This window comes from Caulobacter sp. SLTY (assembly GCF_009905535.1).
Classification (GTDB): Bacteria; Pseudomonadota; Alphaproteobacteria; order Caulobacterales; family Caulobacteraceae; genus Caulobacter.
This window is the reverse complement of sequence record NZ_JAAALA010000052.1, coordinates 1-12,659: the sequence shown is the minus strand read 5'-3', so window position 1 is coordinate 12,659 and position 12,659 is coordinate 1. Positions and strand designations below refer to the sequence as shown.

Below are 12,659 nucleotides of genomic sequence, written 5' to 3'. Positions count from 1 at the left end.
GGCCGGCGGCGGGGCCGCGACCGGGGCGTAGGTCTGGGGCGCGGCGGCGACGGTCACCTCACGGGCGACGCGGATACGCAGGTCACCGCGCTCGACCTCGATTTCGGTCAGGCCGGTGCTCTTGAGGATGTCAGCCAGTTTGCGGACGGTCCGGGTGTCGATGGCGGCGCTGTTCTCAGCGGACTCGTCGGCAGGATTGATGGACATATTCAGAGCCTTGTTCTTGTTCTCTAGCTTACGATCGGGTCGCGCCGGCCAGGCCGGCAGCGGCTTCGACCGCCAGTTCGTAACTCGTCCCGCCGAAGCCGGACACGACGCCGGTTGCGGCGAGCGAAACATAGGTGGTCTTGCGAAACGCCTCGCGCGCCGCAGGGTTCGACAGGTGGCACTCGAGCACCGGAATAGCGAGAGTCTTCAGCGCGTCCAGCAGGGCCACGGAAGTGTGACCGTAGCCGGCGGGGTTGATGACAAGGGCGCAGGCGGACTCGCGCGCTTCCTGGACCCAGTCGATGAGGACGCCCTCGTGGTTGGATTGGCGGCAGTCGACGGTCAGGCCGAAGGCCTGCGCGCGCGTTGCACAGCGGGCGTGAATATCGGCCAGGGTGTCGCGACCGTAGATTTCGGGTTCTCGCTGGCCGAGCAGGTTGAGATTGGGCCCGCTCAAAACAAAGATCGGTTTCGGCATTCGGCCCCGCCGTCGATTCAGACGGGCCTTGTATCGCCACGGGGCCGGGGTAACAAGCGGGCCATGCGTATCCAGCTGAATGGCGAAGAACAGACGTTTGACGGCGTGACAACCGTGGCGGCCCTGGTGGCGGCGCTGGAACTCGATCCGCGCAAGGTGGCGGTCGAGCGGAATTTGGAGATCGTGCCGCGGTCGACGTACGGGGATACGCCGGTGTCGGAGGGGGATCGGATCGAGATCGTGACGTTTATTGGGGGTGGGTGAGGGCACTTGCGCCTGGAACGAAGGCGGAACATAGTTCCGTCATGGTCGCCTGGGACGCTGAAATCGTTACCTACATTCTCGCGAGCAAGCGGTATGGCACGTTGTACACGGGGGTCAGCAGCCAGCTGCTTTCGAGGATCGTCCAGCATCGAGAGAAGGTGTTTCGCGGGTTCACAGCGAAATACGGGGTTGTGCGGCTTGTCTGGTTCGAGCGGCATGGCGTCATGCAGGACGCAATCCAGCGAGAGAAATCACTGAAGCGTTGGCCCCGGGCCTGGAAGGTCAACCTGATCGAGCGGGACAATCCACACTGGGACGATCTCTACCTGGAGATCGTCAACTGGACCCCTGTGCCTCGGCAGTTCGACGATTGGCCCATTGCGCCAACCGATACACCGTCATCCTAGGCCTTGTGCCTAGGATCCATTCGTCAGCTGTACGAACCATTGGGGTGAGGGCGCGGCCGCGCCCTCAAGGAAACCGCTAGCGGCCGCTGGACCATGGATCCTAGGCACAAGGCCGAGGATGACGGTGCGTGGGGCTTGGTGTGGGTAAACTCACGCCACCTCGTAGTCCGCCATCTCCGGCGTCCGCATAACTTTCATGTAGGTCGCCGTGTCGGCGCTCCAGTTGTTGGTGATCTTGCCGGAGGCGGTTTTGTACCAGCTGGAGCAACTGCCGGCCCAGGCGGTGGATTGCAAGTCTTGCTGGAGTTGGGAGTTGAACCTCGCCTGGGCGGCGGGTTTCACCTTCAGCGCCGTGGCGCCCTTCGCGCGCAACGCCTTCAGCGCCTCGACCATGTAGCCGACCTGGGCCTCGATCATCAGGATGATGCTGTTGTGGCCGAGGTTGGTGTTGGGGCCGTAGAGGAGGAAGAGGTTGGGGAAGCCGGCGACCGTGACGCCGTAGTAGGCCTCCGCGCCGTCCTTCCAGGCCTCGTCGAGGGTGAGGCCGTTTTCGCCGGTGATCTGGAGCGGGGCCAGGAAGTCAGTGGTTTCGAAGCCGGTGCCGAAGACCAGGACATCGCAGGCGTGGTCGGCGCCGTCGCCCGTGCGAACGCCGGTGGAGGTGACGGCGGCCACGTCCTCGGTGACCAGCTCGACGTTGGGGCGGGCCATGGCCTGGTAGTAGTCGTCGGAGACCAGCACCCGCTTGCAGCCGATCGGGTAGTCGGGAGTCAGCTTGGCGCGCAGGACCGGGTCGGAGATGGTGCTTTCCAGATAGTCGAGGGCGACCTTGCGGAAGCTGTCGGCTGACTTGGTGCCCTGCTGGAAGGCCTGGAAGCGCAGGTCCATCAGTTTCCACAGCAGCCAGCGGTGGGCGCGGTCAAGGCCGGGGACCGAGCGGTAGAGCGCGCGGCGCAGGGGGCTCATCGCCTTGTCCAGGCGGGGGACGATGTAGTTGGGCGTGCGCTGGAAGACGATCACCTTGCCGGCGGTCTTGGCGATCTCGGGGATGTACTGGATGGCGCTGGCCCCGGCGCCGACGCAGCCGACGGTCTTGCCGGCGAGATCGACGTCGTGGCGCCAGCGGGCGCTGTGGAACAGGGGACCGGTGAAGGTTTCGCGGCCGGGGATGTTCGCGAAGCTGGGGCGGTTGAGCTGGCCCAGGCCGGAGACCAGGACCGGGGCGGTGAGGGTTTCGCCGCTGGTGAGGGTGACGGTCCAGGCTGTTCCGTCCCAGTCGGCTCTGGCGACCTCGGCGTTGAAGCGGAAACGGTCCTTGACGCCGAAGCGGGTGGCGACGTCCTCCATGTACTGGCGGATTTCGGCATGGCCGCTGTAGGCGCGGGTCCAGCCGGGGTTGAGGGCGAAGCTGTAGGAGTAGAGCCGTGAGGGGACGTCGCAGCAGGCGCCGGGATAGGTGTTGTCGCGCCAGGTGCCGCCCAGGCGGTCGGCTTTCTCCAGGACGACGAGGCGGGAGAAGCCGGCTTCCTTCAGCTTGATGGCTGCGCAGAGGCCGCCGAAGCCGGCTCCGATAATGATGGCGTCGAGGTCTGCCACGGCGTTTCCCCTTGTTTTGCGCAAGGATGACTCACGGCCGGCGTTCCCGAAAGCGTGACCTCGCGGCAGCGGCCTTGCTGTTGCGCCGCACACAGGCGTGAAGTGGCTTGGCGGAGGGCCCGTCTGGCCCTTCCCTGACCCTGAAATCGCGGCGCGGCCGCGAGGCCGGCCGCCTAACGGTGGGAGGTCACTCCATGGGTAGAAAGGCAGGCGCCGTCCGGACGATCGTCCTTGTCGGTCCGAACGGCGCGGGAAAAACCACTCTCTTCGAAGCCTTGTTGCACGCGGCGGGGGCAACCGATCGGCAGGTGGCAGTCGGCCAAGGCTCGGTCGGCGACGCCAGCCCCGAGGCCAGGGCGGCCGGCCAGTCGGTGGAGCTGAACATCGCCAGCTTCGACTTCATGGAGGATCGGTACGCTCTGATTGACTGTCCGGGATCAGTGGAGTTCCGGGCCGAGGCGGACCATGCGCTGGCCTGCGCCGACTTGGCGCTGTTGGTCATCGACCCGGAGCCGGACAAGGCGATCCTGGCGCAGCCTTGGCTGAAGGAGATCGAGCGACTGAGGATTCCTCGGGCGATCTTCGTCAACCGGATCGATCAGGCGCGGGAGAATGTGGGGGAGCTGCTGACGGCGTTGCAGCCGGTCAGCGCGGCACCGGTGGTGGCGCGGCAGTTGCCCATCTGGAAGGACGAGCACGTCACCGGCTACATCGACCTGGCCCTGGAGCGGGCCTTCGTCTACCGGCCGGGCAAGGCGTCCGAGCGAGTGGAGATTCCCGGCGAGCTGAAGGCTGAGGAGGCGGACGCGCGGTTCCACATGCTGGAGCAGATGGCCGATTTCGACGACGCGCTGATGGAGCAGCTGCTGTCGGACGAGACGCCGGATTTGAGCGCCGTGTTCGCGGACATCATCGCAGAGACGAGGGCGGCTCAGATCGCGCCAGTGTTCTTCGGTTCGGCGCAGCAGGGCTGTGGGGTACGGCGGCTGCTCAAGGCTTTGCGGCACGATGCGCCGGAGCCGGACGCGGCGGCGGAGCGGCTGGAGGCACAGGGGCCGGCGGCCTATGTGGTCAAGACCAGCCATGCAGGACAGGCGGGAAAGCTGACCTATGCGCGGATGTTCGGCGCCGACCTGGCGGACGGGACCGAGGTGATGCTGCCGGATGGCGAGAAGGGGCGCGTCAGCGGCCTGTTCCAGGTGATGGGGCAGGCGACGAAGAAGGTGGCCTCGGCGCGGTGCGGCGACGTGGTGGCGTTGGGCAAGGTCGAGGATGCCCATGCCGGCGACCTGCTGAGCGTCGGCAAGGCGCCGGCGCGGGCGGCCGTTGCGGCGACCGAACGCTTCCCGGTCTATGCCATTGCCATCGAGACGCGGGATCGCAAGGACGATGTGCGGCTGTCGGGGGCGCTGTCGAAGCTGCTCGAAGAGGATCGGGGCCTAAGTCTGGTCCATGACGGCGAACTGCATGAGATGCGGCTGGCCGGCCAGGGGGAGGGCCATCTCCGTATCGCGCTGGAGCGGCTGAAACGCCGGTACGGGGTGGAGGTGTCCCAGCATGCGCCGACCACGCCCTACAAGGAGACCATCCGCAAGGCGGTGACCCAGCGCGGTCGGCACAAGAAGCAGACGGGCGGGCATGGGCAGTTCGGCGACGTGCTGTTGGAGATCCGGCCGCTCGGGCGGGGCGAGGGCTTCCAGTTCGACGATCGGATCACCGGCGGGGTGGTGCCCAAGCAGTGGATCCCAGCCGTCGAGGCTGGGGTGCGCGATGCGCTGGAGAAGGGGCCGCTGGGCTTCCCGGTCGTGGATGTGGCGGTGACCCTGGTCGATGGCAGCTGGCATCCGGTGGACAGCTCTGAAATGGCCTTCCGCACCGCGGGCCGGATCGGCATGAGCGAGGGGCTGGCGGCGGCGTCACCGATCCTGCTCGAGCCGATCGAGAAGCTGACCATCTATGCGCCCAACACCGCCACCGCGCGGATCACCTCGACCCTGTCGAACAAGCGGGGTCAGATCCTGGGCTACGATGCGCGGGACGGATGGCCGGGTTGGGATCGGATCGAGGTCTGCATGCCGCACGCCGAACGGCAGGACTTCATCATCGACCTGCGCTCGATGACCCAGGGCCTGGGCGCCTTCGAGGCGGAGTTCGACCATCGGGTGGAACTGACTGGGCGCAGGGCGGATGAGGTGGTGCGAGCGGTGAGCGCCTGACGGTCAGTCCGCCGCCCTGGCGATGATGCGCATGGCGTCCGCGATGATGGCGTCCTGGGCCGCCTGGTCAGCGGTCGAGCCGGACAGGAAGACGACCACGGCGTACTTGCGGCCATCCTTCAGGGTGACGATGCCGATGTCGTTGGTGGCGGCGGTTATGCCGAAGTTCTCACCGGAGGAGCCGGGCTTGTGGGCCAAGGTCGCGCCAGGGGGCAGGCCGGCCTTGAGCCGGGTGTCGCCGCGTGGGGTGTCGGTCATCAGCTTCAGCAGCCGGGTGGTCGAGGCCGGGGAGAGCAGCTGCCCGGAGGAGAGCTTGTTGAGAAAGCCAAGCGCTCCAGAGGCGGTGGCCGTGTCGCGCGGGTCTTCCATATAGGCGGCCCAGGCGGCGCGGCGGCCGGCTTCGGGGAGTGCGTTCCAGGCCTTGCCGAATTCGGCGGAGGTGCGCCAGGACGGGCGGAAGGAGGGCATGCCCGCCGCCTCGGTCTGCAGTTCGCGCTCATAGCGGTCGACTCGAATGCCGGTGATGCCGTTGTCGACCATCCAGGCCTTCAGCACGCCCGGCCCGCCGATCCGCCGCATCAGCACGTCCGCGGCGGTGTTGTCGCTGTCGCTGACGGCGCGTTCGAGCAGCTCGCCGACGGTGTAGGTGGCGCGGCCCGGCCACGCGGCGGCGATCGGGCTGTAGGGCGGGGACAGGTCCATGTCTTCCAGGGTCAGGACCTCGTCGAGCGACAGCCGCCCGGCGTCGACCTCGGCCAGCACGGCAGCGCCCAGTGGCGCCTTGAAGACGCTTTGCATCGGGAAGGCCTGGACGGCGTTGCGGGCCCACATCTCCCCGCCCTCGATATTCTGCACCGCGACTTCCAGCCGGGCGGGGGCAGCGCGCTCGGCGAGAAGGGTGATCTCCTTGTCGAGCAGCTTGACGTCCAGGGGCGGGGTCTTGGCGACCGTCTCCTCGTTGGGCCCACAGGCGACGAGGATCAGGACGGCGGAGAGGAGAAGCATACGCATGGCGCCAGCCTAGCGCCGGGCGGCGGGGTTGGATAGGAAGCGGCCATGTCTTCCCGTCCCCCAGTCATTATTCTCAACGAACCTCAGCTGGCCGAGAACATCGGCGCGGTGGCGCGGGTGATGGCCAATTTCGGACTCAGCGAGTTGCGGCTGGTGCGGCCGCGCGATGGCTGGCCGCAGGATCGGGCCTGGGCCAGCGCGTCGGGGGCCAATTGGCCGCTGGACGGCGCCAAGGTGTTCGAGACCCTGGGCGAGGCGATCGCCGATCTGTCGCTGGTGATGGCCACCACGGCGCGGCCGCGTGAGACCCAACTCCCTGTGCTGACCCCGCGCCAGGCGGCGGACGACCTGCATGCTCGGGTGGCGGCGGGGCAGGCGGTCGGCATCCTGTTCGGGGGCGAGCGCGCGGGGCTGGAAACGCAGGATATTGCGCTGTGTCAGGCCATCGTGACCATTCCGGTGGACGAGCGGTTCCGATCGCTGAACCTGGCCCAGGCGGTTGCTCTGAACGCCTATGAGTGGCGGTTGGGGGTCGACGAGGGGCCGCGCCAGGCGTTCTCCCACAATGCGCTGCCGCCGGCTGATCAGGCCTCGATGATGGGGCTGTACGAGCAGCTTGAGCGGGAGCTGGACGATGCCGGCTTCTTCCACCCGCCGGCCAAGCGCCCATCGATGATCCGCAACCTGCGCGTGGCTCTGGGCAAGGCGCAGATGACCGAGCAGGAGGTGCGGACGATGCGCGGGGTGGTCACGGCGCTGTCGAAAGGGCGGGGCCGGGTTCTGGCCAAGCTGGCGGCGCAGAAGGCGGCCAAGGAGGAGTAGCTCTCCCTCGCCCCCGGAATGGGGCCGAACGAGGTCCATTCCAGGAACGCCAGGCGGGAGGCTGCAAGCGGCCGCTTCGGTCCCGGCGGATGACAGCGGTCCGCCGCTTGGCAATTTGAAACCGTACGGTTACATTCGGCGTAACAAGAGGAGGCGCCGGTGAATCGTCGGGAACTGATGCTGGGCATGGGTGGGCTTGGGCTGATGGGGCTGGCAGGTTCCGCCTTCGCCCAGGCTGGCGGCAAGAGCGTGGACTTCAAGGCCGTGGCCAGGGACGCCTGGCTGTACGGCTTGCCGCTGATCGAGATGGAGACCACACGGGGCCGCCACTTCAAGGGCGGGGCCAGGCCGAACGTCTTCGCCGGTGGCAGAGCGCTGGCCGACCACACTGCCCGCAACGTCACCACGCCTAACAATGACACCCTCTACCGCTCGGCCTGGGTGGATCTTTCCGGCGGGCCGGTGACCCTGACCGTGCCGGCGCTGGGCGACCGCTATTGGTCGGTGGCGGTTATGGACATGTACACCAACAACAACGCGGTGCTGGGCACGCGCACGGTCGGCGGCAAGGGTGGAACCTTTGTGCTGGCTGCACCCGGCCAAGTCGCGCCGGTGCTCGATGACCGCACGGAGCCCTACGTGGTCCGCACGGCCACGACCATGGTCTGGGTGCTGGCGCGGGTGCTGATCGATGGTCCGGAAGACATGGAAGCCGTCCAGGGCGCGCTGTCGCAGTTCACCCTGACCGGCGGCAAGCCCGGTCCGGCCACGACGCGTCCGGTCAGCCGTAACGCCGATGCGGCGACCTATTTCAACGACGTGCGCGCCTTGATGGCCGCCTATGCGCCGCCGGTCACCGACCTGCGGATGATCCGGGGAAGCGGAGGGCTGTTGGGCGGAACGGTCGCGGTTCCGTCGGGCGATATCGAGGCGGGCGTGGCGCAGGCGCGGGAGTTCGTCAAGGGCGGCTGGGCGCGCCAGACCCCGATCCAGGGCTGGACCTATCCGCCGGCCAGCCTGGGCGATTTCGGCCAGGACTACGCCTTCCGTGCGGCCATCGCGCTGGGCGGGCTGGCGGCGCTGCCGCGGGTCGAGGCGATGTACCTGCGCCCGGCCGGGGAGCAGAATGGCGTCTTCCTCAGCGACAAGCCCTACCGGTTCAGCCTGCCGGCCGAGGTGCCGGTCGACGCCTTCTGGTCATTGTCGATGTACGAGGCCCTGGGCGACGGGCAGCTGTTTTTTACCGACAACCCGCTGAAGCGCTACGCCCTCGGCGACCGCTCCAAGGGGCTGAAGCGGCGGGCCGACGGCGGGGTCGACATCTGGATCTCGCGCACCGACCCGGGCGGCGACAAGACCTCCAATTGGCTGCCGGCGCCGAGGACGGGTCCCTATGCGGTCACTTGGCGCGGTTACCTGCCCAAGCCGGCGCTGATCAACGGGCAGTGGCGGATGCCGCCGATCGAGGCGGCGTAGAGCCGCCCTTTCTGGGGGCGACGCGGGTTCGGCTGGGCTTTATCCAGGGCGTCTAGCTGGAGATGCCCGATGCTGCGACGAACCCTTATGGCCCTGGCGCTTGTTGCGGCGGCCGGCGGCGCAATGGCTCAGCCAGGGCCGGGCGATCCGGCGGCCTTCGTGGCCAAGCTGTACAGCGAGCCGTCGCCGCCGACCGACGAACCGTTGCCGGAACCCGAGGAGTCCGACGGCGCCGAGGACCGGATCTACGCCGCCAGCCTGCGGGCGCTGCTGGAAATCGATGCGGCGCGGGACATGAACTACCTCGACTTCGACTGGGTCTGGGGCGGGCAGGACCTGCCGGACGCCAAGGACCTGAAGATCGTGGTGATCAAGCGCGGGGCCGAGACGGCCCAGGTGCGGGTGACCTTCATGAACTATGGCGAGCGGCGTGAACGGGTCATCGACCTGGTGGTCGAGGATGGGGCCTGGGTGATCGAGGATGTCTTCCTGAAGGTTCCGGAGAAGGCCTGGCTGAGTCGGATCCTCACCGAGAACCGGCAGGATTGAGGACTTTCCGGCGCGGTCCGGGTTCCCCATCTTTCCGCCATGACCGCCGCAGACCTGTTCGCCTCGCTGTCCATCCCCATCGTCCAGGCTCCGATGCTGGGCGCCTCGGGGCTGGAGATGGCGGCGGCGGTGAGCGGGGCCGGCGGGCTGGGATCCCTGGCCGCCGGCGCGCTGAGCCCGGACGACATCATCGAGCAGTGCCGGGCGATGCGCGGGCGGACGGATGCGGCGTTCCAGCTCAACCTGCTGATCGTGCGACCCGCCGCGCCGGACCCGGAGGACGTGGCTGATGCGCTTGAGCGGCTGGCCCCCTGGCACGACCGGCTGGGGATCGAACTGCCCGCGCCGCCGAACGACTATGCGCCCGATTTCGAGGCCCAGTTCGCGGCGCTTCTGACCGCGGCGCCGCCGGCAGCGTCCTTCACCTTCGATGTGCTGGCGGCGGACCAGGTCGCGGCCCTGCAGGCGGCCGGAACCCTGGTGGTTGGGACGGCGACCACCGTGGCGGAGGCAAGAGCCTGGGCGGCGGCGGGGGCCGATGCGATCTGTGCGCAGGGGGCCGAGGCCGGCGGCCATCGCGGGGAGTTCCTCAATCCCGGGCCGGAAAGCCTGGTAGGGACCATGGCGCTGGTCGCCACCATCCGGGCGGCCGTGGGCCTGCCGGTGATCGCGGCGGGCGGGATCATGGACGGGCGCGGAGTGGCGGCGTCGCTGGCGCTGGGCGCGGCGGCGGCGCAAATGGGCACAGCCTTCCTGCGGGCCGACGAGGCGACGATCAGCGGGCCCTGGCGTCGCAGCCTGGAGGGCGTGGTTGACGAGGCGACCGCCGTGACGCGGGCCTTCACCGGCCGCAACGCACGGGGGATCGAGAACCGCTTCATGCGCGAGATGAAGGGCGAGCCGGTTCCGGCCTATCCGGTGCAGAACCGTCTGACCCGCGAGCTTCGCGCCGCCGGCGGGCGGCTGGGCGATGCCGAGGTGCTGTCACTGTGGGCAGGGCAGGGGGTGACACTCGGTCGTCCGGGCAGGGCGGCGGACCTCGTGAAGGCTTGGTGGGACGAGGCCGTGGCGGTTTCCGACGCGCTGTACGCCCGCACCCATGGACGAGCCGAAACGAGGCGCTAGGGTGCGCTCCGCACAGGAGACTCACCCTCATGAAAACCCGCGCCGCCGTTGCTTTCGAAGCCAAGAAGCCGCTGGAGATCGTCGAGGTTGACCTTGAAGGTCCCCGTGCCGGGGAAGTGCTGGTCGAAATCAAGGCCACCGGCATCTGCCACACCGACGCCTATACGCTCGACGGGCTGGACTCCGAGGGCATCTTCCCCTCGATCCTCGGGCATGAAGGGGCCGGTGTGGTGCTTGAGGTGGGTCCGGGGGTGACCAGTGTCGCACCGGGCGACCATGTCATCCCGCTCTACACACCCGAATGCCGGCAGTGCAAAAGCTGTCTCTCGCGCAAGACCAACCTCTGCACCGCCATTCGCGGCACCCAGGGCAAGGGCCTCATGCCCGATGGCACCAGCCGGTTTTCCTACAAGGGCCAGCAGATCGCCCACTACATGGGCTGCTCGACCTTCGCCAACCATACGGTGCTGCCCGAGATCGCCTTGGCCAAGATCCGCAAGGACGCGCCGTTCGACAAGGCCTGTTACATCGGCTGCGGGGTCACCACCGGCGTCGGCGCGGTAGTCAACACGGCCAAGGTCGAGCCCGGCGCCAACTGCATCGTCTTCGGTCTGGGCGGCATCGGGCTGAACGTCATCCAGGGGCTAAAGATGGTCGGGGCGGGCATGATCATCGGCGTCGACATCAATCCGGCTCGCGAAGAATGGGGCCGCCGCTTTGGCATGACCCACTTCGTCAATCCGAAGGACGTGGACGGGGACATCGTCGCCCACCTGGTCGCCCTGACCGACGGCGGGGCCGACTACACCTTCGACGCCACCGGCAACGTCACGGTCATGCGCCAGGCGCTGGAAGCCTGCCACCGGGGCTGGGGCGAGAGCATCATCATCGGGGTGGCGGAGGCCGGTAAGGAGATCGCCACACGTCCGTTCCAGCTGGTCACCGGCCGGGTGTGGAAGGGCACCGCCTTTGGCGGCGCGCGTGGGCGCACCGACACTCCGAAGATCGTCGAATGGTACATGGACGGGAAGATCGAGATCGACCCGATGATCACCCACACCCTGCCGCTTGAACGGATCAATGAGGCGTTCGACCTGATGCATGCGGGGGAGAGCATCCGCAGCGTCGTGGTGTTCTAAGGGCTTCGTCCCGGGGAGGGGGGAGCCTAAGCCAGCCCCTTCTCCGCCAACCACGCCTCCACCCTGGCATTGACCGCCTCGGGCGCCTCCTGCTGCACCCAGTGCGACACGCCGGGCAGGCGGTGCAGGGTGAAATCCCTGACCAGACCCTCGTATCCTTCGGTCAGCTCGATCCCCAGGGCTGTATCTTCCTCGCCCCAGACCATCAGGGTGGGAACATCGATCGGCGGACAGTCGGCCCGTTTCCAGCGGTTCAGCTCGCCTGCGTTGGACCGGTAGTAATTGACCATCGCGGTCATGGCCCCCGGCTTCAGGGCGTTGGCGCGATAGTGGGCCAGCACCTCGTCGGGAAACCGGCTCTTGTCCACCGCCATGCCCCGGAACGCCTCGCCCACCGCATGGGCGCCATTCCGCGTCAGCGCCCATTCCGGCAGCCAGGGCAGCTGGAAGAACACCGCGTACCACGACCGCTTCCTCTGCTCGGCGCTGCGCCGATAGACCTCCTGGAAGACCACCGGATGCGGCACGTTCATGATGATCAGTCCGTCCAGCGGCCGGACCCTCTGAATCGCGAACGCCCAAGCGATCAGCGCGCCCCAGTCGTGGGCGATCAGAAGCCGCCGCCGCGCCCCCAGGGCGTCGAAGATCGCCCCCACGTCGGCCGTCAGGTTCTGCAGGCGATAGGCCGCCTTGCCCTTCGGCCGGCTGCTGTCGCCATAGCCTCGCAGGTCCGGCGCCACCGCCCGCCATCCCTTGGCGGCCAGCATGGGCAGCTGATAGCGCCAGCTGTGCTTGCTCTCCGGAAACCCATGCAGGCAGAGGGCGACATCCTCGCCCTCGCCGCACTCATCGATCTCGAACGAAAGGCCGTTGGCCTCGATGCGGCGCGTTGTGATCTGGCTCATCCCGCCACACTGCGGCCATAACCGAACTCTCGCAACTGTGCCTTGATCGCGCGCCACGAAGCGACTAAACGGTCCGCTCTTCGATGGAATGCCGCCTTAGCTCAGTTGGTTAGAGCGCTAGATTGTGGCTCTAGAGGTCCTCAGTTCGAACCTGAGAGGTGGTACCATCGGAAGGCCGTGACGGGAGCTCAGCTCACCGTCACCACCCGCACCCCGTCCGGACAGCGCACCGCGGAGGCCACCACCAGGCCGTCGCGCACTCGTTCGAACACCAGGTCCACCGCGCAGTCACCGACCGTCAGCCCCGGCAGCGCCAGCCGGTTCACGCCGGCCGGCAGTCGCGGTCGCTCGATCCGCACCTCGCCGGCGAAGGCGTCGACGCTGATCCCCAGCAGGGACTGCAGCATCAGGAATACCGATCCCGCCGCCCAGGCCTGGGGCGAGCAGCTGACGGGGTAGGGGAC

At 67.9% G+C, this 12,659-nt stretch carries 12 protein-coding genes, 1 tRNA gene and 2 pseudogenes; 9 read left to right on the top strand and 6 right to left on the bottom strand.

Going from position 1 to position 12,659, the window contains the following annotated elements; all coding sequences use genetic code 11:
* A pseudogene (locus tag GVN21_RS19665) lies at window positions 1–207 on the bottom strand (acetyl-CoA carboxylase, biotin carboxyl carrier protein); the annotation flags it as partial.
* Window positions 208–235: 28 nt separating this feature from the next.
* Complete coding sequence (locus GVN21_RS19660) at window positions 236–685, bottom strand: type II 3-dehydroquinate dehydratase (protein ID WP_166576439.1); 450 nt, start codon at window positions 683–685, stop codon at window positions 236–238.
* Window positions 686–748: 63 nt separating this feature from the next.
* Here GVN21_RS19660 and thiS point away from each other — a divergent pair, with 63 nt between their 5' ends.
* Window positions 749–949 carry a sulfur carrier protein ThiS gene (gene thiS / locus GVN21_RS19655; RefSeq protein ID WP_166576438.1) on the top strand — a complete coding sequence of 67 codons (201 nt, stop codon included), beginning with the start codon at window positions 749–751 and terminating at the stop codon, window positions 947–949.
* A gap of 41 nt (window positions 950–990) precedes the next feature.
* Window positions 991–1,356 carry a GIY-YIG nuclease family protein gene (locus GVN21_RS19650; RefSeq protein ID WP_166576437.1) on the top strand — a complete coding sequence of 122 codons (366 nt, stop codon included), beginning with the start codon at window positions 991–993 and terminating at the stop codon, window positions 1,354–1,356.
* A gap of 150 nt (window positions 1,357–1,506) precedes the next feature.
* Here GVN21_RS19650 and GVN21_RS19645 read toward each other — a convergent pair whose 3' ends face one another.
* The gene (locus GVN21_RS19645; protein WP_166576436.1) at window positions 1,507–2,952 is read right to left on the bottom strand and encodes an NAD(P)/FAD-dependent oxidoreductase; all 1,446 of its coding nucleotides are present in this window, start codon (window positions 2,950–2,952) and stop codon (window positions 1,507–1,509) included.
* 194 nt (window positions 2,953–3,146) lie between these two features.
* Between GVN21_RS19645 and GVN21_RS19640 the strand changes: the two genes are divergently transcribed.
* On the top strand, window positions 3,147–5,168 hold the full coding sequence (locus GVN21_RS19640; protein WP_166576435.1) for an elongation factor G: 2,022 nt from the start codon (window positions 3,147–3,149) through the stop codon (window positions 5,166–5,168).
* Window positions 5,169–5,171: 3 nt separating this feature from the next.
* Here the strand turns inward: GVN21_RS19640 and bla are convergent, their stop codons facing one another.
* Complete coding sequence (gene bla, locus GVN21_RS19635) at window positions 5,172–6,179, bottom strand: class A beta-lactamase (protein ID WP_166576434.1); 1,008 nt, start codon at window positions 6,177–6,179, stop codon at window positions 5,172–5,174.
* 45 nt (window positions 6,180–6,224) lie between these two features.
* Between bla and GVN21_RS19630 the strand changes: the two genes are divergently transcribed.
* The 5 genes from GVN21_RS19630 to GVN21_RS19610 all read left to right on the top strand — a co-directional run bounded on the left by GVN21_RS19630 (window position 6,225) and on the right by GVN21_RS19610 (window position 11,290).
* The gene (locus tag GVN21_RS19630; RefSeq protein WP_166576433.1) at window positions 6,225–7,001 is read left to right on the top strand and encodes an RNA methyltransferase; all 777 of its coding nucleotides are present in this window, start codon (window positions 6,225–6,227) and stop codon (window positions 6,999–7,001) included.
* Window positions 7,002–7,160: 159 nt separating this feature from the next.
* Complete coding sequence (locus GVN21_RS19625; RefSeq protein WP_166576432.1) at window positions 7,161–8,477, top strand: DUF1254 domain-containing protein; 1,317 nt, start codon at window positions 7,161–7,163, stop codon at window positions 8,475–8,477.
* Between the two features lie 69 nt (window positions 8,478–8,546).
* A complete protein-coding gene (locus tag GVN21_RS19620) occupies window positions 8,547–9,026 on the top strand; it encodes a DUF3828 domain-containing protein (protein ID WP_166576431.1) in 480 nt (159 codons plus the stop codon).
* 39 nt (window positions 9,027–9,065) lie between these two features.
* On the top strand, window positions 9,066–10,151 hold the full coding sequence (locus GVN21_RS19615; protein ID WP_166576430.1) for a nitronate monooxygenase: 1,086 nt from the start codon (window positions 9,066–9,068) through the stop codon (window positions 10,149–10,151).
* Between the two features lie 29 nt (window positions 10,152–10,180).
* Window positions 10,181–11,290, top strand: a complete 1,110-nt coding sequence (locus GVN21_RS19610; protein WP_166576429.1) for an S-(hydroxymethyl)glutathione dehydrogenase/class III alcohol dehydrogenase — start codon at window positions 10,181–10,183, stop codon at window positions 11,288–11,290.
* Window positions 11,291–11,316: 26 nt separating this feature from the next.
* On the opposite strand, the gene GVN21_RS19605 is transcribed toward GVN21_RS19610, so the two are convergent.
* Window positions 11,317–12,195: an alpha/beta hydrolase gene (locus GVN21_RS19605; RefSeq protein ID WP_166576428.1), complete on the bottom strand. Its 879-nt coding sequence runs from the start codon at window positions 12,193–12,195 to the stop codon at window positions 11,317–11,319.
* Between the two features lie 90 nt (window positions 12,196–12,285).
* Here GVN21_RS19605 and GVN21_RS19600 point away from each other — a divergent pair.
* Window positions 12,286–12,362, top strand: a tRNA-His gene (locus GVN21_RS19600).
* A 21-nt stretch (window positions 12,363–12,383) separates the two neighbouring features.
* Here the strand turns inward: GVN21_RS19600 and GVN21_RS19595 are convergent.
* Window positions 12,384–12,659 (bottom strand): annotated as a pseudogene (locus GVN21_RS19595) (amylo-alpha-1,6-glucosidase); the annotation flags it as partial.